Source organism: Actinomycetospora straminea, from assembly GCF_028737255.1.
Taxonomy (GTDB): Bacteria; Actinomycetota; Actinomycetes; order Mycobacteriales; family Pseudonocardiaceae; genus Actinomycetospora; species Actinomycetospora straminea.
The window spans coordinates 278875-302898 of sequence record NZ_JAQZAN010000002.1 but is presented as its reverse complement, the minus strand read 5'-3'; the positions used below and the strand labels follow the sequence as shown (position 1 = coordinate 302898).

The following is a 24024-nucleotide window of genomic DNA, read 5'->3' as shown; positions in this document are numbered from 1 at the left end:
GCAGCGTGTGCTCCCGCCGCGGCCCGCGCCCGCCGCAGGCTCGTCCCTGCCGCCGGAGCGTCCGGCGAGGACGAGGGGGCCGGACATGGTCACGACACACGGGACGCCCGATCGGAGGGTGCTCGGGCGCCGGGGTGAGGACGTCGCCGCCGAGCACCTCGCAGCCCGCGGGCTGACGGTGCTCGACCGCAACTGGCGCTGCCGCGAGGGCGAGCTCGACCTGGTGGCGGCCGAGGGCGAGCGGCTCGTCGTCGCCGAGGTGAAGACGCGCTCGGGCACGGGGTTCGGGGTGCCCGCCGAGGCGGTGACCGGCGTGAAGGCCGCCCGCATCCGGCGTCTCGCGCAGCGCTGGCTCGCCGAGCGGCACGCCGCCGGGGGCAGGGGCTTCGCGGAGGTGCGCTTCGACGTGCTCGCGGTGCTCGTCCGGCCAGGTGGGGCGCCGGAGGTCGAGCACTACGAGGGGGCGTTCTAGGTGGCGCTCGCGTGCGCGTGGGCGATCGGGCTGCGCGGGGTCGACGGCGAGGTCGTGGAGATCGAGGCCGACATCGGCCAGGGGCTGCCCGGTGTCTCGCTGGTGGGCCTGCCCGACGCGGCGCTGGCGGAGTCGCGCGACCGGGTGCGCGCGGCCGTGGTCAACTCGGGGGAGACGTGGCCGGCGCGGCGGATCACTCTCGCGCTGTCCCCGGCGACCCTGCCGAAGCAGGGCAGCGGCTACGACCTGGCCCTCGCCTGCTCGGTGCTCGCCGCGGCGCGGGCGGTGCCGGTGGCGGCGCTGCGCGGGGTGGTGCTGCTCGGGGAGCTGGCGCTCGACGGCCGGGTGCGCGGCGTGCGGGGCGTGCTGCCGGCGCTGCTGGCGGCCCGGCGCCTCGGGGTGGAGCAGGCGGTGGTGCCGGCCGCGGCGTCGGTGGAGGCGGGGCTGGTCGACGGGCTCGAGGTGCTCGGCGCCGAGCACCTCTCCGACGTCCTGGCGTGGTTGCGCGGCGACCGGGGCCGGCTGCGGCCGGTGGGTTCGGGGACCCGCGCGCGCCACGGCGGCCCGCGGGAGGACCTCGCCGACGTGGTGGGACAGCGCGCCGCGCGTCGGGCGGTCGAGGTCGCCGCGGCGGGCGGGCACCACCTGTTGATGGTCGGCCCGCCGGGCTCGGGCAAGACGATGCTCGCGCGGCGGATGACCGGCCTGCTGCCGGACCTCGACGGTGACGCGGCGCTGCAGGTCGCCGCGGTGCGCTCGCTGGCGGGCGCCACGGATCCCCAGGAGGCGCTACCGGCCGCGCCGCCGTTCGTCGCGCCGCACCACTCGGTGTCCTCGGCGGCGCTCGTCGGCGGCGGGAGCGGGCTCGCCCGGCCGGGCGCGGTGTCCCTGGCCCACCGCGGAGTGCTCTTCCTGGACGAGATCTACGAGTTCGGGCCGCACGTGCTCGAGATGCTGCGCACGCCCCTGGAGGAGGGCGAGGTGCGCCTGGCCCGCACCGACGGCGTCGTGCGCTACCCCGCGCGCTTCCAGCTGGTGATGGCGGCCAACCCATGCCCCTGCGCGCCGCCGCGGCCGACCGACTGCCGCTGCACGAGCCTCGAGAAGCGCCGCTACCAGCTGCGGCTCTCCGGCCCGATGCTCGACCGCGTCGACCTGCAGGTGACGCTGCGGGCGGTCGAGGAGCTGACGTTCGCGAGCGGTGTCGCCGCGGCGCTCGAGGAGGTCCCCGAGGACACCGCGTCGGTCCGCTCGCGGGTGCTGGCGGCGCGGGCCGCGGCGCGGGAGCGCTGGCTCGACGCCGGCTGGCGCACCAACGCCGAGGTCCCCGGCCCGGAGCTGCGCCGGCGCTCGCGCCTGCCGGTGGAGGCGGCGGCGGTGCTCGAGCGCCAGTTGCGCAGCGGCGCCATGACCGCCCGCGGCGCCGACCGCGCGCTGCGGGTCGGGTGGACCATCGCCGACCTGCGGGGTGCGCCGAGCCCCGGGACCGCCGACATCGAGGAGGCCGTCGCCTACAAGGGCTTCGTGGACGAGAACGGGCCGGAGCGGGCCGTCGAGGCGCTCGACCCCGGGTCGCTCACGAGCGACGAGGAGGTCGCGTGAGCGCCACCGTCCCCGCCGCGGTCCCCGCCACGGTCCCCGCGGCCGTCGCGCCGGTCGACCCGGCGGTCCTGCGCGCCCGCGCCTACCTCTCACGGGTCGCCGAGCCGCCGGCCCCGGCCCTCGCGGCGCTGGTGGAGGAGATCGGGCCGGTCGCGGCCGCCCGGCGGGTTCGCGACGGGGTCACCGAGGGGCCGGGCGCGCTGCCGCCCGGGGTCGCGAAGGAGACCGCGGCGCGCCGGGGCACCGACCGGGCGGAGGCCGACCTCGCCCTGCTCGCCGCACGGGGCGGGCGGCTGCTCGTCCCCGAGCACCCGGAGTGGCCGGCGGCGGCGCTCGCCGGCCTTGGACTGGTGGCCGGGCCCGACGGGGCGCCGGGGCTCGACGGCCCCGCCGGGCGTGACGGGGCCGCCGAGCCGCTCGCGCTGTGGGTGCGCGGGCCGCTGCGCCTCGACGGCGGGCCGATCCGCTGGGCCGGCGTGGTCGGGGCGCGGGCGGCGTCCGACTACGGCCTCTGGGTCGCCCGCGACTGGTCCGCCGAGCTCGCCGACCGGGGCATCACGGTGGTCTCCGGGGCGGCGCTGGGCATCGACGGGGCGGCGCACCGCGGAGCGCTGGCGGTGGGCGGCCCCACCGTCGCGGTGCTCGCCTGCGGCATCGACCGCGCCTACCCGCCGAAGCACGCCACGCTGCTCGAGCACGTCGCCCGTCACGGCCTCGTGGTCACCGAGTACCCACCGGGCGCCAACCCGGCGCGCCACCGGTTCCTCGTGCGCAACCGCCTCATCGCGGCACTCACCGCGGGCACGCTCGTCGTCGAGGCCGCGGCGCGGTCGGGGGCGATGCGGACGGCGCTGGTCGCCGAGGCGCTCGGGCGGGCGGTCATGGTGGTGCCGGGGCCGGTGACGTCGCTGATGTCGCTGGGGTGCCACGAACTCGCCCGCCGGCCCGCGATCTCGGTCGCCGGGCGCGTGGACCACGTGGTCGAGGAGGTGAGTCAAGTGGGCGACGGCCTCGCCGCTCCACCGGGGACCCCCTCGCGTCCGACGGACGGTCTTGACCCGGATGCGCTCCGTGTGCGTGAAGCGCTGCCCCTCCGCGCGGCGCGCACAGCCGCGCGTCTGGCCCACGACGCCGGCGTCGACCCCGCGGACGTCACCACCCACCTGAGCGATCTCGAGACCCGTGGACTCGTCTCGCAGGACGGTGGGCGGTGGCGACGCCGACCCGGGTGAACAGGCACAGCGCGACGAACGGTTGCAGAGCGCGACGAGTGGAACCGCTCCCCGACGGTGGCCCACGGTCACCGAACGCGTCGTGGCGGTGCTTGACCGTCGGCGCCCTGATCGGGAGTCTTCACCGCGATGACCGGCACGTTCTCTCCCGACGGCTCGACCGGACGCCCTGTGCGGGCGTCCCGGTCACCTGGTCGAGGGGCCTCTCGTGAGTTCCCCTTCTACCCGGTCACGTCGTCACGCTCCGCGTTCACCGAGACGGACGCAGCGCGGGGTCCGCGGCCCGCCGCGACCGCCGGTCCGGGTGCCGCGCGTGACGTCGTGGACAACCGATCCGCGGCCGTGCCGACACCGCGGGACCGGGACGCGCCCGCCGCCGAGTCCAGCGCCGGCGAGAACACCGCCGGCGGGAGCACCGCCGGCGAGGCCACCGCCGCCGCGGCCACCGCCGCCGCGGCCACCGCCGCCGCGCACCTCGCCGCCTTCGCGTCGCACCTGCGCTACGAGCGGGCGCTCTCCCCGCACACCGTGCGCGCCTACGTCGGCGACGTCGGCTCGCTGCTCGGTCACCTGCGCGGCCCGGACCTCGCCGAGGACGCGCCGCTCGAGCTCGACGCCCTGGACCTCGCGGGCCTGCGCGCCTGGCTGGCCGACGAGCGGGGCCGCGGCGCGAGCCGCACGACGCTCGCGCGCCGGGCGGCCGCGGCGCGCACGTTCACGGCCTGGGCGGCCCGCACCGGGCGCGCGCCCACCGACGCCGGCGCGCGCCTCGCGTCGCCGCGCGCCCACCGCCGCCTGCCCGAGGTCCTGCGTACCGACCAGGCCGCCGCCGCGCTGGCCGCCGCGGCGTCCGGGGCCGCCGAGGGCGACCCCGTCGCCCTGCGCGACCACCTGCTGCTCGAGCTGCTCTACGCCACCGGCGTGCGCGTCTCCGAGCTCTGCGGCCTCGACGTCGACGACGTGGACGACGGGCGGCGCACGCTGCGGGTGCTCGGCAAGGGCGCCAAGGAGCGCACCGTCGTCTTCGGCGCGCCGGCCGCGGCCGCGCTCGACACCTGGCGCCGGGAGGGCCGCCCGGCGCTCGCGGTCCCGTCGTCGCCACCGGCGCTGCTGCTCGGCGCGCGGGGCGGGCGGCTCGACCCGCGGATCGCGCGCAAGGTCGTGCACGACGCGGCGGGCGCGGTGCCGGGCGCGCCCGACATCGCACCGCACGGGCTGCGGCACTCGGCGGCCACACACCTGCTCGAGGGGGGAGCGGACTTGAGGAGCGTCCAGGAACTACTGGGTCACGCCTCACCGGCGACGACCCAGCTGTACACCCACGTGTCCGCCGAGCGACTGAGGGCCATCCATGACACCGCCCACCCCCGTGCCTGAGCCCGGGCGGGACGGCGTCTCCGGGATGTCGACGGCCACCGTGGCCGGCGGGTCCGACCGCTTCCCGAGCACCGGCCCGCTGCCCGCCCTGCCCGGCTCCGACTCCGACGCCGCCGTGCGCGCCGCCGGGGTCGCCGCCCGCACCCCGCGCCGTCGGGCGCCGGAACGCCGCGAGCCGCCGGCCACCGAGGGCGCCACGGCGCTCGCCCCCGTGCCGGCACCGGCCGACGGGACCCGCGGCGACTGGTCGGCGCCCGCCGAGGTCCACCCCCTGCCTGCCACGCTCGGCCGCGCGCCCTCGGGCAGCGCGGACGAGGAGGCGATGGTCGAGGCCGGCATCGCCGAGCTCTGGGCCGCGTACGCCGACGATCCGCGCAAGTCCACGAAGGACCGGCTGGTGCTGCACTACGCCCCGCTGGTCAAGTACGTCGCCGGCCGCGTCGGCACCGGCCTGCCCGCGCACGTCGACGTCGCGGACCTCATCCAGTGCGGCATCTTCGGCCTGGTCGACGCCATCGAGCGCTTCGAGCCCGACCGCGGCCGCAAGTTCGAGGTCTACGCGATGCAGCGCATCCGCGGCGCGATCCTCGACGAGCTGCGCTCCCAGGACTGGGTGCCGCGCTCCGTGCGGTCCCGCGCCCGCGAGATCGAGCGCGCCATCGAGCGCCTCGAGGGCCGCGAGCAGCGCTCGGTCAGCGACGCCGAGCTGGCCGCCGAGCTCGACACGTCCACCGACGACCTGCGCTCCACCTTCGGGCAGATCGCGATGACCAGCGTCGCGGCGCTCGACGAGCTCGTCGCGGCCGGACGCGGCGGCGGCTCGGTCGACGGCGCCACGGCCCCCTCGCTCGCGGACTCGCTGCCCGACGCCGACGCGGAGGACCCGCTCTCGGCGATGGAGGACCGCGAGACGCGGCGCCTGCTCGCCGAGGCCGTCGGGCAGCTCGCCGAGCGCGACCGCACCGTGGTCGGCCTCTACTACTTCGAGAACCTGACGCTGGCCGAGATCGGCCGGGTCCTCGGGGTCACCGAGTCGCGGGTCTGCCAGCTGCACACCCGCGCGGTGATGCGGCTACGCGCCCGGCTCGCCGAGCTCCAGCACGCCTGAGGATCACGGGTCGGTCGGCAGCAGCCGTACCCGCCCGAGGCCGAGCAGCAGGAGCGGGTCGAGGTACTCCAGCGCGCCCGCCGCCGGGTCGGCCGACGGCCGGCGCAGGCCCCAGTGCAGGCACGCCGCCACCGGGCAGCCGCGGTGCCCGGGCTCGAGCGCGCCGAGGGTGTCGCCGCGCCGGACGGCGGCGCCCGGCACCACCGCGACCGTGACCGGCTCGTAGGTGGTGCGCAGGCCCGCCGCGTGCTCGACCGAGACCACGCCGCGCCCGGCGAGGCGCCCGGCGAACACCACGGTCCCGTCGCCGGCGGCCACCACCGCGTGTCCCGGGTGCCCGGCGACGTCGGCGCCGCGGTGGCCGCGGCCGTAGTAGTGCGGGGGCGGGTCGAACAGCCGGGTCACCGCGCCCGGCGCGCCGGCCGTCGCCGGGGCGCCGTCGCCGGCCACCCCCGCCAGCGGCCAGCCGAACGCCCCGGCCGGCACCACGGGCGGGGGAGCGGGCGCGGCGCGCGCCGGGGTGCCGGCGAGCGCGACCACGAGCAGCAGCAGGACCGCGAGACCCCTCGCGCGGGAACACGTCACACCGGGTTCGACGCAGCCGGCGCCCCATCGGCTCCGTCGATGTCGGGATCCGCCGCTCGCACCGCCTGCCGCGGAAGATCAGGAGGACCTCAGGCACCCCGGGCGGCGCCTCGAGGTGCGTCACGCCCTCCTGATCTCCGCGGCCGCCGGCGTGCTGCTCCCCGCCACCCGCCGCGAAAGGCCGAGCACCGCCCACCCCGGCGTGTCGCGCCGGCGAGGATGTGGCGATCCTGGCGTCAGACGCCAGCGATGCCGCATCGCTCGTGGCACCACGGACGTGAGGGAGTGAGGGCGCGGGAGAGGGCGGCGGGGGCGCGAGTACACTCGTGACCAGCGGTCCGTCGACTCCTCGTCCGCGTGGAGCCGGACGGGCCGACTTCGCGTGCCCTCCAAGCGCCCGCCCCGCGGACGCTGCCAGCACCCGGGCGGTCCCGCTGCGAGCAGCGGGTTCCGGGATCGGTTCCACGAGGGCACCAGGGCGGCGGCCCGGCCGGGACCGTCGCGACAACCGCCAGGCCTGGCCGCAGAGCGCCGGACCGCCGAGAGAGGTAGTTCCACCGCATGGCCGTCGTCACGATGCGCCAGCTGCTGGACTCCGGTGTCCACTTCGGTCACCAGACCCGCCGCTGGAACCCCAAGATGCGCCGCTTCATCTTCACCGAGCGCAACGGCATCTACATCATCGACCTGCAGCAGACGCTGTCCTACGTCGATCGCGCCTACGAGTTCGTCAAGCAGACCGTCGCCCACGGCGGCACGGTGCTCTTCGTCGGCACGAAGAAGCAGGCCCAGGAGGCCATCGACGAGCAGGCGCGTCGCGTCGGCATGCCGTTCGTCAACCAGCGCTGGCTGGGCGGCATGCTCACCAACTTCACCACCGTGCACAAGCGTCTCCAGCGCCTCAAGGAGCTGGAGGCCATGGAGCAGAGCGGGGGCTTCGAGGGTCGCACCAAGAAGGAGATCCTCATGCTCACCCGCGAGCACGACAAGCTCGAGAAGACGCTCGGTGGTATCCGCGACATGGGCCGCGTGCCCAGCGCGGTGTGGGTGGTCGACACCAAGAAGGAGCACATCGCGGTCGGCGAGGCCCGGAAGCTCAACATCCCGGTCGTCGCCATCCTCGACACCAACTGCGACCCCGACGAGGTCGACTACCCGATCCCGGGCAACGACGACGCCATCCGCTCGGCGGCGCTGCTGACCCGCGTGGTCGCCCAGGCGTGCGCCGACGGCCTGCAGGCCCGCGGCCAGCGCGACGGCGGCGAGCGCGGCGAGGACGAGCCGCTGGCCGAGTGGGAGCAGGAGCTCATGGCCCAGGGCGGCGACGGCGCCAGCGCGCCGACCGGCCTGGAGCAGGGCAGCACCAGCTCCGCGGCCGACGCGCCCGGCGACATGCCGGTCGCCTCGCCGGAGGCCGAGGCCACGACCAACGCCATCGGCGACGACACGACGCCGACCAGCCGCCCCGAGCGCACCGGCGGCACCGTCGACGCCGACTCCGAGAGCGACGACAACGCGATCGCCGCCGCCCCGGAGGCCGGCCAGCAGAACGGCGCCCCGACCCCGCAGGGCGGGGCGGGCTGACGGTCGGCCGACGCCGGACCGCCAGCACCCCACGACACGAGGACGGACGAGAGCCGCACCATGGCGAACTACACCGCTGCGGACGTGAAGAAGCTCCGGGACCTCACCGGGTCCGGGATGATGGACTGCAAGAAGGCCCTCGAGCAGAACGAGGGCGACATGGACAAGGCCGTCGAGGCCCTGCGCATCAAGGGTGCGAAGGACGTCGGCAAGCGGGCCGGCCGCACCACCGCCAACGGCGTGGTGGCCGCCCGTGACGGCGCGATGATCGAGCTCAACTCCGAGACCGACTTCGTCGCCAAGAACGCCGACTTCGTCCAGCTCGCCGACGACATCCTCGGCGTCGCGCTCGAGACCGGCGCCGAGGACCTCGAGTCGCTCAAGGCCGCGAGCCTGGGCGAGGGCACGGTCGACGACAAGGTGCAGGAGCTCTCGGCGCGCATCGGCGAGAAGCTCGAGCTGCGCCGCGTCGCCGTGCTCGACGGCCCGACCGCCACCTACCTGCACCGCCGGTCCTCGGACCTGCCCCCGGCCATCGGCGTGGTCGTCGCCTACGACGGCGACGGCGACGACGCGGCCGAGGCGGCCCGCGGCGCGGCCATGCAGGTCGCGGCGGCGCGCCCGCTCTACACCTCCCGCGACGAGGTGCCCTCGGACGTGGTGGAGAACGAGCGCCGCATCGCCGAGGCCACCGCCCGCGAGGAGGGCAAGCCGGAGAAGATCATCGACAAGATCGTCGACGGTCGCCTCAACGGCTACTACAAGGACACCGTCCTCGTGGAGCAGGACTCGGTGTCGGTGGAGAAGAAGACGGTCGGCAAGGTGCTGGAGGAGGCGGGCGTCTCGGTCCGCACCTTTGCGCGCTTCGAGGTCGGCCAGCCCTGAGCCCTGCGGGGCGGGACCGGAGCACCCGGTCCCGCCCCCGCCCGGGTCCACTCCGGTAGCCGTCGCGCCGAGCACACCATCGGCGGTGGGAGGAACAGCGTGGCCAGTCCCCAGACCGTGTCGGACGCCGGCCCCGAGGCGCGGTCCGGCCACCGCCGGGTCCTCCTCAAGCTCGGCGGCGAGATGTTCGGCGGTGGCGGGGTCGGGGTCGACCCGGTCGTCGTGCAGACCGTCGCCCGCCAGATCGCCGACGTGGTCGCCACCGGCGTGCAGATCGCCGTGGTCATCGGCGGCGGCAACTTCTTCCGCGGCGAGGAGCTGCACCGCTACGGCATGCAGCGCCAGCGCGCGGACTACATGGGCATGCTCGGCACGGTCATGAACTGCCTCGCCCTGCAGGACTTCCTCGAGCGCGAGCACCACATCGACACCCGGGTGCAGACCGCCATCACGATGGGCCAGGTCGCCGAGTCGTACATCCCGCGCCGCGCGATGCGCCACCTCGAGAAGGGCCGCGTCGTCATCTTCGGCGCGGGCGTCGGCATGCCGTACTTCTCCACCGACACCACGGCCGCCCAGCGCGCGCTGGAGATCGAGTGCGAGGTCGTGCTGCTGGCCAAGGGCGTCGACGGCGTCTACACCGCCGACCCCAAGCTGGACCCGACGGCGACGATGTACCACGAGATCTCCCACCGCGAGGTGCTGGAGAAGGGCCTCAAGGTCGCGGACGCCACCGCCTTCAGCCTCTGCATGGACAACCGGATGCCGATCATGGTGTTCAACCTGCTGGTCGAGGGGAACATCGCACGAGCCGTGCGGGGTGAGAGGATCGGCACGCTCGTCCACACCCCATCCGGCTCCTGAGGAGGAGGCGACCCATGATCGACGAAACGCTCCTCGACGCCGAGGAGAAGATGGAGAAGGCGGTCAGCGTCGCGAAGGACGACCTCGGCGGTGTCCGCACCGGCCGGGCCAGTCCCGCGATGTTCAACCGCATCACCGTCGAGTACTACGGCGCGTGGACCCCGCTGAACCAGCTCGCCTCGGTCCAGGTGCCCGAGGCCCGCATGGCCGTCATCAAGCCGTACGACGCCAGCCAGCTCCAGAGCATGGAGCGCGCGATCCGCGACTCCGACCTCGGCGTCAACCCCAGCAACGACGGCCAGATCATCCGGGTCGTGTTCCCGCAGCTCTCCGAGGAGCGCCGCAAGGACATGGTCAAGGTCGCGCGCAGCAAGGGCGAGGACGCCAAGGTGTCCATCCGCAACGTGCGCCGCACCGCCATGCACGAGCTGCAGCGCATCGTCAAGGACGGCGAGGCCGGCGAGGACGAGACGACCCGCGCCGAGAAGGAGCTGGAGAGCGTCACCTCGCGCTACGTCGCCCAGGTCGACGACCTGGTGAAGAACAAGGAAGCCGAGCTCCTCGAAGTCTGAGGTCTGGAGCCATGCCCTCCTCCGCATCGCGGCCCCGCCGGCCGGCACCGGACGCGTCCGCCCCGGGCGCGACCCTGGACGCCTCCGCGTCCGCGCCGGCGGAGGAGCAGCCCGCGCCGCCGGCCCCGGAGAAGCCGAAGTCGCGGGCCGGACGGAACCTGCCGGTCGCGATCGGCGTCGGCCTGGCGATGGGCGCGGTCGTCCTGGTCGCGCTGCTCACCGTGCGGCAGGCGTGGATCGGCATCGTCGCGATCTGCGCGGTGATCGGCACGTGGGAACTCTTCGGCGCGCTGCACCGTGCCGCGGGCATCCGGCTCTCGCGGGTCCCCGTGCTGGTGGGCGGCCAGGCGATGATCTGGTTGGCCTGGCCGTTCGGCACCGAGGGCATCCTCGGCGGCCTGCTCGTCACGGTCCTCGGCTGCTTCCTGTGGCGCATGCGCCTCGGCGCCGCGGGCTTCGTGCGCGACGTCGGCGCGTCGATGCTCGTGCTGTGCTGGATCCCGCTGTTCATGGCGTTCGCGACGATGCTCGTCGTCCCCGCCGACGGCGCCGCGCGCGTGCTGACCTTCCTCATCGTCGTCATCTGCTCCGACACCGGCGGCTACGCCGTGGGCGCGCTCATCGGCCGGCACCCGATGGCCCCGAAGGTCAGCCCGAAGAAGTCCTGGGAGGGCTTCGCGGGCTCGATCCTGTTCGGCTCGCTGGGGGCGTGCCTGTCGATCGCCCTGCTCCTCGGCGACCGGTGGTGGTGGGGCCTCGTCGTCGGGCCGCTGCTCGTCGCCACCGCCGTCACCGGTGACCTCGTGGAGTCGCTGGTCAAGCGCGACCTCGGCATCAAGGACATGGGCTCGGTACTGCCCGGGCACGGCGGGCTGATGGAGCGCCTGGACTCTCTGGTCACCTCCGCGCCGGTCGCCTGGCTGCTGCTCTTCCTGCTCGTCCCCGTCCACGGGTGACGCGCTTCCGCAAGGGCGACGTCGTCGAGTCGCCGAACATCTGGCGCTGGCCCGAGGTCTACGAGCGCGAGAACGAGGCGCAGGACGCCACCGGCGCGCTGTGGGACACCGTCGCCGAGCTGGCCCCGTACGACGGCGCGGACGTCGTCGACGTCGGGTGCGGCGACGGCTACCACCTGCCCCGGTTCGCCCAGCGCGCCCGCACGGTCGTCGGCGTCGAGCCCCACGCGCCGCTGGTGGCCCGCGCCCGCGAGCGGGTCGCCGGGCTCCCGTCGTGCCGCGTGGAGCAGGGGAGCGCGGCCGCCCTGCCGCTCGCCGACGACAGCGCGGACGTCGTGCACGCCCGCACCGCCTACTTCTTCGGCCCCGGCTGCGAGCCCGGCCTGGCCGAGGCGTCGCGGGTCCTGCGCCCGGGCGGTGTGCTGGTCGTCGTCGACCTCGACGCCACCCGGCACTCCTACGGCACCTGGATGCGCGCCTCGGCCCCGCGCTACGACCCGGGCGCCGCCGAGCGCTTCTTCGCCGAGCAGGGGTTCGCGGTGCGGCGGGTCGACACGCTGTGGCGCTTCGCCGACCGCGCGACGCTCGGCGACGTGCTGCGCATCGAGTTCACGCCGGCCGTGGCGCAGCGGGCGCTGGACGGCACCCCGGGCCTCGCGCTCCCCGTCGCGTACCGGGTGCACACCCGCCGCGAGCCGTCCGGGCTCGTCCGGCCCTGAGGTACTGCACCGCTCCAGAAAGCCACTGATCGGGATCCCTTGACGTGATCTCGGTCACGGTCGCACGCTGGTTGCGCTCAGGGAAACAAGTTGCCTGAAGCGCAACGAACGTCCGCATGCCGGCTCGGGGGGCCGCCGGACGCACGACGAAGTGAGGTGCTGATGACGGACGTCCTGCCCGGCCGAACGGCGGTGGATCTCGCGCCGGAGCCGTCGTCGACGGTGGTGAGCCCGGGGATCCTGCTCTACCCGCGGCTGCGGAAGTCGCCGTACTTCTGGAAGTCGCGCGCGCACGGCGTGGCGATGTACAGCGTCTACAACCACACGTACCACCCGCGCCACTACGGCGACCCGATCGCCGAGTACTGGGCGCTGCTCGAGGACGTGACCCTCTGGGACGTCGGCGTCGAGCGCCAGATCGAGATCGCGGGCCCGGACGCCTTCGCGTTCACGAACTCGCTCGTGCCGCGCGACCTGAACAAGTGCGCGGTGGGCCAGTGCAAGTACGTGTTCCTCACCGCGCCCGACGGCGGGATCATCAACGACCCGGTCCTGCTGCGCGTCGAGTCCGACCGCTTCTGGCTCTCGCTCGCCGACTCCGACGTCGGGCTCTGGTGCCGGGCGCTGGCGCACGCCGGCGGGTGGGACGTGCAGGTCCGCGAGATCGACGTCGCCCCGGTGCAGGTCCAGGGGCCGAAGGCGAAGGCCGTCGTCACCGACCTGGTCGGGGCCGAGGTCGCCGAGATGCCGTACTACCACCTGCGGCACGCGGTCATCGACGACATGGAGGTCGTCGTCAGCCGGACCGGCTACAGCGCCGAGATCGGCTACGAGATCTACCTGCACGACGCCGTCCGCAACGCGGGCCGGCTCTGGGACCGCGTGTGGGAGGCGGGGCGGCCGCACGGGATGCGCCCGATCGGGCCGTGCCACATCCGCCGCATCGAGGGCGGGATGCTCGCCTACGGCTGCGACATCACCCTCGACACCAACCCGCTCGAGGTCGGCTACGACTACACGTGGATGGTCGACCTGCACCAGGAGGCCGACTTCGTCGGCAAGGACGCCCTGATCCGCGCGAAGGAGCGGGGCCTGTCGCGGTCGATGGTGGGCGTCGAGATCGGCGGCGCGCGGCTGGGGTCGTTCAACGACGGGTCGATGATCGAGCCGTTCACGGTGCGCGACGAGGCGGGTGAGGTCGTCGGCACGGTGACCAGCGCGTGCTGGTCGCCGCGGCTCGAGCGCAACATCGGCCTCGCGATGGTCGCGACGCCGTCGACACCGCTGGGGACGACGCTGCAGATCGCCACGCTCGACGACGTGCGCGACGGCGTCGTCGTCGAGAAGCCGTTCGTCGACCCGCGCAAGCAGACGCCCAAGGGCTGACCGGCTCGTGGACCACCTCACGGACGGAGCCGGCGAGGGTGGTGCGGGAGCCCGCACCACCCTCGCCGCCCTGCTCGCCGACCCGCGCTTCGAGGTGGCGCCGACGGCGGACGTGCTGGACCTCGCGTCCGACCTGCCCGCCGGCGCCACGGTGACGGTGACGACCACCCCGCGGCGGGGCGTGGCCGCCACCGTCGCCGCCGCCGAGGCGCTCGCCGCCCGCGGTTTCGCGGCCGTGCCCCACCTCGCGGCGCGCAGCCTGCGCGACCGCGCCGAGCTCGCCGAGCACCTCGACCGGCTGGCCGCGGCCGGGGTGCGCGAGGTGTTCGTCGTCGGCGGCGACGCCCGCGAGGCCGCGGGGCAGCTGCCCGACGGCCTGGCGCTGCTGCGGGTGATGGAGGAGCTCGGCCGGCGCCCGCCGCGCGTCGGCGTGCCGTCGTACCCCGACGGCCACCACCGCATCGACGACGACGTGCTGTGGGCCGACCTGCGGGTCAAGCAGTTCCACGCCGACTACACCGTCACGCAGCTGTGCTTCGACGCCGACCTCGTCGGCCGCTTCGCCCGGGAGGCCCGGGCGCGGGGGATCGACCTGCCGGTGATCGCCGGGGTGCCCGGCGTCGTCGACGCCGCGCGGCTGCTGCGGCTCTCGGTGCGCATCGGGGTCGCCGACGCCGCCCGCTTCGCGCGCTCGCACCGCGGGACGGCGGGATCGCTGCTGCGGCCCGGCCGCCACACCCCCGACGAGCTGGTCGCCGGCCTCGCCGCGGGTGCAGCGGCCGGCGCCGACCTCGCCGGGCTGCACCTCTACACGTTCAACCAGGTCGCACCGACCGTGCGGTGGCTCTCGCGGGCCCGCCGCGCGGCCGCCTGACCCTCCACCCCAGCCAGTGACGCGGGAGGAACCGTGACACCGTTCCCGGACCGGGCCCAGGTCGTCGTCATCGGGGCCGGCATCGTCGGCAACGCCGTCGTGCACCACCTCGCCCGCCTGGGGTGGCGCGACGTCCTGCTCGTCGACAAGGGGCCGCTGCCCGACCCGGGCGGCTCCACCGGGCACGCGTCGAACTTCGTGTTCCCGGTGGACCACTCGCGCGAGATCACGCTGCTGACCGCCGACTCGGCGCGCCAGTACACCGAGCTCGGGACGCTGACGACCTGCGGCGGCATCGAGGTCGCGCGCACCGAGGAGCGGGTCCAGGAGCTGCACCGGCGGATGTCGTCGGCGACGGCGTGGGGCATCGACGCCGAGATGATCAGCCCGGCGGAGGTGGCCGAGAAGGTCCCCTTCCTCGACCCGTCGGTGGTGCTCGCGGGGTTCTGGACGCCCTCGGTGTCCGTCGTCGACCCGCTGCGGGCCGGCGAGCTGATGCGCGAGCGCGCCACGGCGGCCGGGGCGCTGACGGTGTCGGCCCTGACCGAGGTGCTCGGCATCGACACCGAGGACGGCCGTGTCCGGCGGGTGCGCACCGACCGCGGCGACGTCGAGACCGAGTACGTCGTGATCGCGTGCGGGGTGTGGAGCCCGCGCATCGCGGCGCTGGCCGGCGCGACCATCCCGCTGACGCCGGCCGTGCACCAGATGATCGACGTCGGGCCCATCGCCGAGCTCGCCGCGACCGGGCGGGAGATCGCGTTCCCGATCATCCGTGACATGGACCCGCTGATGTACGAGCGGCAGAGCGGCCCCGACCTGGAGATCGGGTCGTACGCCCACCGGCCGATCCTCTGCGACCCCGACGACATCCCGTCGATCGCGGCCGCGGCGCTCTCGCCGACGCAGCTGCCGTTCACCCCCGACGACTTCGACCCGCAGATGGAGGCGGCGCTCGAGCTCTTCGGCGGCATCCTCGACCGGCCGGACGCGGGCATCCGCCACGCCATCAACGGGCTCCTGTCGCTGACCCCCGACGGGCACCCGCTGCTCGGCGAGCTCCCCGAGGTGCGGGGCCTGTGGTCGGCCGCCGCGGTGTGGATCAAGGAGGGGCCCGGTGTCGGGCGGCTCGTCGCGGAGTGGATGACGTGCGGCGCGCCGGAGATCGACCCGCACGCGTCGGACGTCGCCCGGTTCGCCCCGCACGAGCGCACCCGCGCCCACGTGCGCGCCCGCGCCGCCGAGGGCTTCAACAAGACCTACGGGATCATCCACCCGCGCGAGCAGTGGAGCTCGGACCGCGGGGCACGCCGCTCGCCGTTCTTCCCCCGCGAGGAGGCGCTCGGCGCGGAGTTCTTCGAGGTCGCGGGGTGGGAGCGCCCGCAGTGGTACCGGTCCAACGAGCCGCTGGTGGCCGAGTTCGGCGTCGAGGACCGGTCGCACGAGTGGGACGCGCGCTGGTGGTCGCCGATCACGAGCGCGGAACACCTCGCGATGCGGCGCGGCGTGGCGATGATCGACCTCAGCGCCTTCTCCCAGTTCGCCGTGCACGGCCCGGGCGCGCTCGCCTACCTCCAGCACCTGTGCGTCGCGCAGATGGACCGGCCGGTGGGCCGCGTGATCTACACGCCGGTGCTGGGGCCCGACGGCGGCTTCCGCAGCGACCTGACGGTGGTGCGGCTCGCCGACGACGCGTTCCGCGTCGTCACGGGCGCGTCGGACGGCGCGCGGGACCTCGCGTGGTTCCGGCGGCACCTGCCGGCCGACGGGTCGGTCGCCCTGGAGGACGTCACGTCGGCGGTGTGCACCCTCGGGCTGTGGGGCCCGCGGGCGCGCGACGTCCTCGCCGAGATCACCGACGACGACGTCACCGACGCCGCCTTCCCGTTCGCGACGGCGCGGACCGTGCACGTCGGCTCGATCCCGGTGCTCGCCCTGCGGCTGTCGTACGTCGGCGAGCTCGGGTGGGAGCTGCACACCGCCACCGAGCACGGCCTGCGGCTCTGGGACGCGGTCGCCGCGGCCGGCGCGCCGCACGGGATCGTGCCGGCCGGCATCGGCGTCTACGGCACCACGGCGCGCCTCGAGAAGGGCTACCGGCTCATGGGCCACGAGCTCGACGCCGAGCACGGGCCGGTGGAGGCCGGGCTCGCGCTGCCCCGGCTCAAGGAGGCGGACTTCGTCGGCAAGGCCGCGTACACCAAGGCGCGCGAGGGCGAGCCCGAGGCGACGCTGTGCACGCTGCGCCTCGACGGGACGACCCGCGTCCCGCAGGGCGGCGAGCCGATCCTGACGCCCGACGGGGCCCGGATCACCGACCGCCGCGGCCGGCCGTCGTACGTCACGAGCGCGGGGACGGCGCCCTCGCTGGGCACCCACCTGGTGCTCGCGTACCTCCCGCCGTGGCACGCGGTCGAGGGCACCGGCCTGCTCGTCGAGTACCTGGGGGAGCGGTACCCGGTGACGGTCGCGCGGGCCGGGCGCACGCCGCTGTTCGACCCCGACGACACGCGGATGCGCGGGTGAGGCCGGCATGGACGTCCTGGTCTGCATCAAGCGCGTGCCCGCCGTGGGCGCCGAGATCGCGCTGACGGCCGACGCGACGGCGGTCGACACCCGCCACCTCGGCTTCACCATCGGCCCGCACGAGGAGTGCGCGGTCGAGGAGGCGGTGCGCCTCGCCGACCGGACGGGCGGCCGCGCGGGCGTGCTGACGGTCGGGCCGCCCGAGACCGAGGAGCAGCTGCGCTACGCGCTGTCGATGGGCGCCGACCACGCGATCCGGGTCGAGGCGCCCGTCGCGGACCCGGAGCCCGAGGTCACCACGGCCGCGATCACGGGCGCGCTGCGGGAGCTGCCGCCCTACGACCTCGTGCTGTTCGGGGAGGCGTCGGCGGACGCCGGGCACGCGCAGGTCGGCTTCCGCGTCGCGTGCGCGCTGCGCCGCCCGATCGTCGGCGGGGTCAAGGGCATCGACGTCGGCGAGGAGCACGTGACCCTGCGCCGCGAGGCCGGCGGTGGCGTCGAGGTCCACGAGGCCCCGCTGCCCGCGGTGGCCGCGGTGCTCGAGGGCCTCAACCTCCCGCGCTACCCGACGATCAAGGGGCGGCTGCGGGCGAAGAAGGCGCCGGTCCGGGTGCTCGCGGGCCCGGCGGCGACGAGCGGCCTGCGGACGCTGCGGCTGCGCCACCGGCCCGAGGCGCGCGCGGAGACCGTCCTGCTCGGGCACGGGGCCGGGGCGGCGCCGGCGGTGGTGGACGTCCTGGCGGAGCTGGGGGTGGTGCGCTGATGGTGCTCGCGTGGATCGAGAGGGACGCGCAGGGCAGCCCGACCGCCGCGGCGGGGGAGGTGCTCGCCACGGCGCGGGAGCTGGGCGCCGAGGTCACGGCGGTCGCGGTCGGCGAGCCCGGCGACCTGCCCGACGACCTCGCCAAGCAGGGCGTCGCGCACCTGGTCCTGCTCCGGCACGACCTGCTCGCCGACGCGGAGCCGGCCACCGTCGGCGAGGCGCTCGCCGGGCTCGCGGCGGCCCGCGGGCCCGCGGCGGTGCTCGCGGCGGCGACCCCGGAGAGCACCGAGGTGCTGGCGTGGGCGGCCGCGGCGCTCGGTGTGCCGCTCGCCACGGCCTGCACCGGGATTCGTCCCGGCGAGCCGTGGGAGGTCACCCGGGAGCGCGCCGGCGGCATCCTGCTCGAGGACGCGGTGCTCGACGCCCCGGTCCACCTCGCCACCCTCACCGGCGGCGCGCGGACGACGGGCGAGACCGCGCCGGCGCCGGAGGTGGGCGTCGAGGTCGTCGTCCCCGAGCTGGACCCGACGCTGCCGCGGGCCCGGCTGGTCGAGCACCGGGCGCGGGCGTCGGGCATGACGCTGGCGACGGCGCCGGTGGTCGTCTCGGGCGGGCGCGGGGTCGGCAGCGCCGAGGGCTACGCCGTGCTCGAGGAGCTCGCGGGCCTGCTCGGCGGGGCCGTGGGGTGCTCGCGCGTCGCCACCAACAACGGCTGGCGCCCGCACGCCGACCAGGTGGGGCTCACCGGCACCCGGATCAGCCCCGACCTCTACGTGGCCTGCGGCATCAGCGGCGCCACCCAGCACTGGGTGGGCTGCATGTCGGCGCGGTCGATCCTCGCGGTGAACACCGACCCGGAGGCGGCGATGGTGCGCCGGGCGACGTGGGCGGTGATCGGCGACGTGCACGAGGTGCTGCCGGCCGTGGTGGCCGAGATCCGGCGGCGCGCCGGGACGTGACCGGGGCTTGACAAGGGTGGGGCTGGCGTCGGGTGCCCGCGCGCGCCCGCGTTACCGTGGATGTCGTGTCCGCGTACCCGCCGCCGCGCCCGCCCGGGCGGGGCTTCCAGGGCTCCCCGCCGCCGCGCGGGGGGCGTGCCGTCCGCCTCGACCCGGTGCTCGTCGAGATCGGGGCCGGGCTGGTGTGGCTCGCGGCCGGGACGATCGGCCTCGGCGCCGACGGCGTGGGCACGGTGATCCTCGCGGTGGGCATCGCCGTGGCCATCGGCATCGGTGTGGAGAACCGCCGGCGCGGGCCGCGCCCGTTCGACACGACACGCTCGAACGAGGTGCTGCGCCTCGGCGGCGCGGTGATCGTGCTCGTGATCGTCGCGTCGATCGTGCTCGGGCTGATCAGCGCCTCGGCGTTCCTGCCGGGGCTGGCGCTGATCGCCACGGGCGTGGCGTTCGTGCTGCTCAGCCGCTCGACCGGGCAACGGCCGACGCGCTGGCTCGGGTTCGTGCTCGTCGGCGCCGGGGTGCTCTCCGCGCTGATCACCACGGCCACCGCGGGCGGGTTCGTCTCCCAGGGGCTGCTCGGCCTGCTCGCCGGCGTGCTGCTGCTGCTGTCGGCCGCCGACCGCGTCGGCCTCGTCGAGATGCTGCGGGACCGGGCGCGATGACCGAGCCCGTCACGGCACCGGGAGCGCCGGAGGCCACCGAGGCGCCGGAGGCGCAGGACACCCCCGGCCCGGTGCTCTCCCTCTCCCCGCGCGGCACCCGGCGCACGCGCCCGGCGCGCCACCTCGCCGACCTCGACCCGGCCGCGCGCCGCGAGGCCGTCGCCGAGCTCGGCCTGCCCGCCTTCCGCGCCGACCAGCTCTCCCGCCACTACTTCACGCGCCTCGAGGCCGACGCCGACGCGATGACCGATCTGCCCGCCGCCGCCCGCGAGGCGCTCGGACCGGCGCTGCTGCCCGAGCTGCTCACGCCCACCTCGGTGGTCGACTGCGACGGCGGCGCCACCCGCAAGACGCTGTGGCGGGCGAACGACGGCGCGCTCGTCGAGAGCGTCCTCATGGGCTACCCGGACCGCGCCACCGTCTGCATCTCCAGCCAGGCCGGCTGCGGCATGGCGTGCCCGTTCTGCGCCACCGGCCAGAACGGCCTGGAGCGCAACCTGTCCACCGCCGAGATCGTCGAGCAGGTCCGCTCGGCGGCGGCCGTCGTGCGCGACGGGGCGCTCGGTCGCGACCTCAGCCGGCTCTCGAACGTCGTGTTCATGGGCATGGGCGAGCCGCTGGCCAACTACCGCCGGGTCGTCGACGCCGTGCACCGCCTGTGCGACGCGCCGCCCGCCGGGCTGGGGCTCTCGCAGCGCTCGGTCACCGTCTCGACGGTCGGCCTCGTCCCGGCGATCCACCGCCTCGCCGACGAGGGCCTGCAGGTGACCCTCGCGGTCTCGCTGCACACGCCCGACGACGAGCTGCGCGACAGCCTCGTGCCGGTCAACCAGCGCTGGCCGGTCGCCGAGGTGTTCGGCGCCGCCCGCCGCTACGCCGACGTCACCGGGCGGCGCATCTCCATCGAGTACGCGCTCATCCGCGACGTCAACGACCAGCCGTGGCGCGCCGACCTGCTCGCCAAGCTGGCCTCGAAGCACCTCGGCCGGCTGGTGCACGTCAACCTCATCCCGCTCAACCCGACGCCGGGCAGCAAGTGGGACGCGAGCCCGGCGCCGGTGCAGGCCGAGTTCGTCCGGCGGGTGCGCGACGGCGGCGTGGCGTGCACCGTCCGCGACACCCGCGGCCGGGAGATCGCCGCGGCCTGCGGCCAGCTCGCGGCCACCGCCCGCCCCTGACCCCCGGCATGATCGCCGCGTGAGCACCCCGGAGGTCCGCCGCCTCGTCCCGCACGTCGTCGAGGGCGTCGCGGACGCCGACACGGTGACGTGGGCGCGGGCGATGACGGCGGCCTTCCTGCGCCCGCGGGTCGAGCCCGCCGACCTGGCGCGGGCCGCCGCGTCCTACGCCGGACAACGGCTGCGCGGGGTCTACGAGACCGGCGACCCGGCCCCGGTCGTGACGCTGCGCTCGTGGGACTCGCAGATGACGGTGCCCGGCGGCGAGGTCACCGTCGACGCCGTCACCTCGATCGGCGTGCGCTCCACCCACCGCCGCCGCGGGCTGCTGCGGGCGGTGCTCGTCGACGACCTCGCCGAGGCCGCGCGCGCCGGCACGCCCGTCGCCGCGCTGACCTCCACCCAGGGTGCGCTCTACGAGCGCTTCGGGTTCGGGCTCGCCTCCTGGACGCGGTCGCTGCGCCTCGACGCCCGCGCCGCGCGGTTCCGCGTGCCCGAGCCCACCGGCCGGCTGCGCACCCTCGACGTCGCGACCCTGCCCTCGGCCGCGGCGCCCGTGCAGGACCGCGCCCGGCGCCGCCACCCCGGCTCGATGGACCGCGTCGGGCACTCGTGGTCCGCGCTCATGACCGGCCTGAACACCTTCTCCGGCATGGTGCCCGACCGTGGCCGGCACGCCGTGCTGTGGTCCGACGCCACCGGCCGGCCGGGCGGCTACGTCGTCTACCGCGTCGCGCGGGACTGGGTCGCCGAGGACGGCGGCGAGATCGCGGTGCTCGACCTGCAGGCCACGACGCCCGAGTCCTACCGCGAGCTGTGGCGCCACCTCGCCTCGCTCGACCTCGTCGGGTCGGTGACCTGGTCGGACGCCTCGGTCGACGAGCCGCTGCCGTGGCTGCTCGACGACCACCGCCCCGTCACCGCGGGCACCACGCGCGAGATGCTCTGGCTGCGGATCCTCGACGTCCCGGCCGCGCTGGGTGCCCGCCGCTACCCGGTGACCGACCGGGTCGTGCTCGCGGTCGACGACCCCGCCCGGTACGCCGCGGGCACCTGGGCGCTCGACACCACCGACCCGGTCGCGCCGCGCGCGTCGAGCACCACCGACGAGCCCGACGTCGCCCTCGACGCCGCGACGCTCGGCGCGCTCTACCTCGGCGGCGTCGACCCGCGGGTGCTCGCCCGGGCCGGGCGGCTGGAGGAGCGCACGCCCGGCGCCGCCGGCCGCCTCGCGCGGCTGCTGGCCGCGCCGAGCGTGCCCTGGAACGGGATCCGCTTCTAGACCTCGGGCGGCTCGTCGGGCACGCCATCGTCGCGGTCGGCCCACTCGAGCAGGGCGCGCAGGTCGAACACCGCCTCGTCGATGCCGTCGGTCAGGTCGCCGACCCGCGCGTAGCGGGCCGGCATCGTCGCGATCGTGAAGTCGCCGGGCTCGGCGTCGTCGACCTCGTCCCACCGCAGCGGCGCCGACACCCGCGCCTCGGGCGTCCCGCGCACCGAGTAGGCCGAGGCGATCGTGTGGTCGCGGGTGTTCTGGTTCCAGTCGAGGAAGACCGTCCCGGGCGCGCGGTCCTTGCGCCACCAGGCGGTCGTGACGAGGTCGGGGGCGCGGCGCTCGACCTCGCGGGCGAAGGCCAGCGCCGCGCGCCGCACCTCGGTGAAGGAGTGCTCGGGGCGGATGCGCACGTAGACGTGCAGGCCCTTGCCGCCGGAGGTCTTGGGGAAGCCGACGGCGCCGAGCTCGTCGAGCACCTCGTGGACGACGGCGGCGACCCGCCGGATCGTCGGGAACTCGACGCCGGGCATCGGGTCGAGGTCGATGCGCCACTCGTCGGGCGTCTCGACGTCGGCGGCGCGGGTGTTCCACGGGTGGAACTCCACCGTCGACATCTGCACAGCCCAGATCACGTCGGCCGGGCTCGTCACGCACAGCTCGTCGGCGGTGCGGTTGTAGCGGGGGAAGTGGACGCGCACGGTGCGCACCCAGTCGGGCGCGCCCTTGGGCAGGCGCTTCTGGTGCACCTTCTCGCCGTCGACGCCGGTGGGGAAGCGGTGCATCATGCACGGCCGCTCGCGCAGCGCGCGGACGATGCCCTCGCTGACGGCGAGGTAGTAGTGCGCGAGATCGAGTTTGGTTTCCCCCCGCGCCGAGAAGTACACCCTGCCCGGGTTGGTCAGCCGCACGGTCCGGCCGTCCACCTCGATCTCCGCAGCGTCCGCCACGGCGGCACCATACCGCCGCGGCGGCCCGATCCCCGGCACGAACGGAGCCCCATGAGCAAGCGGATCGTCGTCCTCGGCGGCGACGCCACCGGCATGTCCGCCGCGTCGACCGCCCTGCGCCACGCCGGGGACGGCGAGCTCGAGGTCGTCGTCCTCGAGCGCGGGCACTACACGTCGTACTCCGCGTGCGGCATCCCGTACTGGATCTCCGGCCACGTGGAGGACGGGGACCAGCTCATCGCGCGCTCGCCCGACGAGCACCGCCGGGCCGGCATCGACGTGCGGATGCGCACCGAGGCCACGGCGATCGACCTGGAGAAGAAGTCGGTCAGCGTCCGCGGGCTCGACGACGGCGCCACTTACGAGCTCGGGTTCGACGAGCTCGTCATCGCCACCGGCGCGGTGCCGACGGTGCCGCCGCTCGAGGGCGCGGACGCGCAGGGCATCTTCGGGGTGCAGTCGCTGGAGCAGGGCGAGGAGATCGTCAAGGATCTCGCCGACGGCGACCGCCGGAAGGCCGTGGTCGTGGGCGCCGGCTACATCGGCGTCGAGATGGCCGAGGCGATGGTCGTGCGCGGCATCGACACCACGGTCATCGAGCACGCGCCCGAGCCGTTCACGCAGGTCGACCCCGACATGGGCGCGCTGATCCGCGACGCCATGGAGGGCGAGGGCATGACCGTGGTCACCGGGGTCGCGGTCGACGGCTTCGACGTCGGCGAGGACGGCCGCGTGCGCGCGGTGCGTGCCGGCGACGCCGTCTACCCCGCCGACATCGTGATCATGGGGCTGGGCGTCAAGCCGAACGCGCAGCTCGCCGCCGACGCCGGCCTGGAGATCGGGCCGTCCGGCGGCATCGTCACCGACGTGCGGATGCAGGCCGCGCCCGGCGTCTGGGCCGGCGGCGACTGCGCCGAGGTGCACCACCGCCTGACCGGCAAGGGCGTGCACATCGCGCTCGGCACCCACGCCAACAAGCACGGCCGGATCATCGGCACCAACATCGCCGGCGGCTACGGCGCCTTCCCGGGCGTCATCGGCACCGCGATCAGCAAGGTCTGCGACCTCGAGATCGGGCGCACGGGCCTGAGCGAGCGCGAGGCGCAGCAGGTCGGGTTCGGGTACGTCGCGACCACGGTCGAGTCGACGACGACCGCCGGCTACTGGCCCGGGGCCGAGACCATGACGGTGAAGGTGCTCGCCGAGCAGCGCACCGGGCGCCTGCTGGGCGCGCAGATCGTGGGCCGGGCCGGGTCGGGCAAGCGCATCGACGTTTTCGCCACCGCGATCTGGAACGGCATGACCGTCGAGGAGATGACGTTCATGGACCTCTCCTACGCCCCGCCGTTCTCGCCGGTCTGGGACGCCGTGCTCGTCGCGGCCCGCAAGGCGGCCAAGAAGGTCCAGGGCGAGGTCCCCGCCTCGCCGGTCTGAGGTGCGCTCCGCGCAGGTGAGCAGAAAGAAGTGCTCCAGCACTTCTTTCTGCTCACCTGGGCG

General features: G+C 75.5%; 21 protein-coding genes and 1 pseudogene. 20 read left to right on the top strand and 2 right to left on the bottom strand.

The features are described from left to right. Positions 1-85 precede the first annotated feature (85 nt). The 5 genes from PH190_RS04680 to PH190_RS04660 all read left to right on the top strand — a co-directional run bounded on the left by PH190_RS04680 (position 86) and on the right by PH190_RS04660 (position 5791). On the top strand, positions 86-472 hold the full coding sequence (locus PH190_RS04680) for a YraN family protein (RefSeq protein WP_274230327.1): 387 nt from the start codon (positions 86-88) through the stop codon (positions 470-472). Further along, entirely contained in the window at positions 473-2074 is a 1602-nt protein-coding gene (locus PH190_RS04675; RefSeq protein WP_274230326.1) for a YifB family Mg chelatase-like AAA ATPase, read from the top strand. After that, on the top strand, positions 2071-3306 hold the full coding sequence (dprA, locus tag PH190_RS04670) for a DNA-processing protein DprA (RefSeq protein WP_274230325.1): 1236 nt from the start codon (positions 2071-2073) through the stop codon (positions 3304-3306). The genes PH190_RS04675 and dprA overlap by 4 nt, the downstream gene beginning before the upstream one ends. A 342-nt stretch (positions 3307-3648) precedes the next feature. After that, complete coding sequence (locus tag PH190_RS04665; protein WP_274230324.1) at positions 3649-4683, top strand: tyrosine-type recombinase/integrase; 1035 nt, start codon at positions 3649-3651, stop codon at positions 4681-4683. Then, on the top strand, positions 4658-5791 hold the full coding sequence (locus tag PH190_RS04660) for a FliA/WhiG family RNA polymerase sigma factor (protein WP_420791575.1): 1134 nt from the start codon (positions 4658-4660) through the stop codon (positions 5789-5791). Before PH190_RS04665 ends, PH190_RS04660 begins: the two co-directional genes overlap by 26 nt. 3 nt (positions 5792-5794) lie before the next feature. On the opposite strand, the gene PH190_RS04655 is transcribed toward PH190_RS04660, so the two are convergent. After that, entirely contained in the window at positions 5795-6376 is a 582-nt protein-coding gene (locus PH190_RS04655; RefSeq protein ID WP_274230322.1) for a M23 family metallopeptidase, read from the bottom strand. Positions 6377-6937: 561 nt separating this feature from the next. On the opposite strand from PH190_RS04655, the pseudogene rpsB reads away from it, so the two are divergent. The 14 genes and pseudogenes from rpsB to PH190_RS04585 form a co-directional block, all read left to right on the top strand. Continuing rightward, positions 6938-7697, top strand: a pseudogene (gene rpsB, locus PH190_RS04650) (30S ribosomal protein S2); the annotation flags it as partial. Positions 7698-8020: 323 nt separating this feature from the next. Continuing rightward, positions 8021-8845, top strand: coding sequence for a translation elongation factor Ts (tsf, locus tag PH190_RS04645; protein WP_274230321.1), 825 nt, complete (start codon positions 8021-8023; stop codon positions 8843-8845). Positions 8846-8962: 117 nt separating this feature from the next. Then, positions 8963-9709, top strand: a complete 747-nt coding sequence (gene pyrH / locus PH190_RS04640; protein WP_274230463.1) for a UMP kinase — start codon at positions 8963-8965, stop codon at positions 9707-9709. Positions 9710-9723: 14 nt separating this feature from the next. Beyond that, entirely contained in the window at positions 9724-10281 is a 558-nt protein-coding gene (gene frr, locus PH190_RS04635) for a ribosome recycling factor (protein ID WP_274230320.1), read from the top strand. An 11-nt stretch (positions 10282-10292) separates the two neighbouring features. Continuing rightward, on the top strand, positions 10293-11237 hold the full coding sequence (locus tag PH190_RS04630; protein WP_274230319.1) for a phosphatidate cytidylyltransferase: 945 nt from the start codon (positions 10293-10295) through the stop codon (positions 11235-11237). Beyond that, positions 11234-11956 (top strand): class I SAM-dependent methyltransferase, encoded by a 723-nt coding sequence (locus tag PH190_RS04625; RefSeq protein ID WP_274230318.1) that lies wholly within the window; start codon positions 11234-11236, stop codon positions 11954-11956. Before PH190_RS04630 ends, PH190_RS04625 begins: the two co-directional genes overlap by 4 nt. A 162-nt stretch (positions 11957-12118) precedes the next feature. Further along, positions 12119-13342, top strand: a complete 1224-nt coding sequence (locus PH190_RS04620; RefSeq protein WP_274230317.1) for a glycine cleavage T C-terminal barrel domain-containing protein — start codon at positions 12119-12121, stop codon at positions 13340-13342. A 7-nt stretch (positions 13343-13349) separates the two neighbouring features. Next, a complete protein-coding gene (locus PH190_RS04615) occupies positions 13350-14216 on the top strand; it encodes a methylenetetrahydrofolate reductase (RefSeq protein ID WP_274230316.1) in 867 nt (288 codons plus the stop codon). 33 nt (positions 14217-14249) lie between these two features. Further along, on the top strand, positions 14250-16742 hold the full coding sequence (locus PH190_RS04610) for a GcvT family protein (RefSeq protein WP_274230315.1): 2493 nt from the start codon (positions 14250-14252) through the stop codon (positions 16740-16742). 7 nt (positions 16743-16749) lie between these two features. Next, on the top strand, positions 16750-17505 hold the full coding sequence (locus PH190_RS04605) for an electron transfer flavoprotein subunit beta/FixA family protein (RefSeq protein WP_274230314.1): 756 nt from the start codon (positions 16750-16752) through the stop codon (positions 17503-17505). After that, positions 17505-18464, top strand: a complete 960-nt coding sequence (locus PH190_RS04600; protein ID WP_274230313.1) for an electron transfer flavoprotein subunit alpha/FixB family protein — start codon at positions 17505-17507, stop codon at positions 18462-18464. Before PH190_RS04605 ends, PH190_RS04600 begins: the two co-directional genes overlap by 1 nt. A 65-nt stretch (positions 18465-18529) precedes the next feature. Next, positions 18530-19126 carry a hypothetical protein gene (locus PH190_RS04595; protein ID WP_274230312.1) on the top strand — a complete coding sequence of 199 codons (597 nt, stop codon included), beginning with the start codon at positions 18530-18532 and terminating at the stop codon, positions 19124-19126. Beyond that, on the top strand, positions 19123-20304 hold the full coding sequence (rlmN, locus tag PH190_RS04590; RefSeq protein ID WP_274230311.1) for a dual-specificity RNA methyltransferase RlmN: 1182 nt from the start codon (positions 19123-19125) through the stop codon (positions 20302-20304). Before PH190_RS04595 ends, rlmN begins: the two co-directional genes overlap by 4 nt. A gap of 19 nt (positions 20305-20323) precedes the next feature. Continuing rightward, the gene (locus PH190_RS04585; protein WP_274230310.1) at positions 20324-21586 is read left to right on the top strand and encodes a GNAT family N-acetyltransferase; all 1263 of its coding nucleotides are present in this window, start codon (positions 20324-20326) and stop codon (positions 21584-21586) included. Here PH190_RS04585 and ligD read toward each other — a convergent pair. Further along, positions 21583-22527 carry a non-homologous end-joining DNA ligase gene (ligD, locus tag PH190_RS04580; protein ID WP_274230309.1) on the bottom strand — a complete coding sequence of 315 codons (945 nt, stop codon included), beginning with the start codon at positions 22525-22527 and terminating at the stop codon, positions 21583-21585. The two genes, PH190_RS04585 and ligD, sit on opposite strands and share 4 nt — an antisense overlap. Positions 22528-22578: 51 nt before the next feature. On the opposite strand from ligD, the gene PH190_RS04575 reads away from it, so the two are divergent. Next, positions 22579-23961, top strand: coding sequence for an FAD-dependent oxidoreductase (locus tag PH190_RS04575; protein ID WP_274230308.1), 1383 nt, complete (start codon positions 22579-22581; stop codon positions 23959-23961). Positions 23962-24024: the final 63 nt, after the last annotated feature.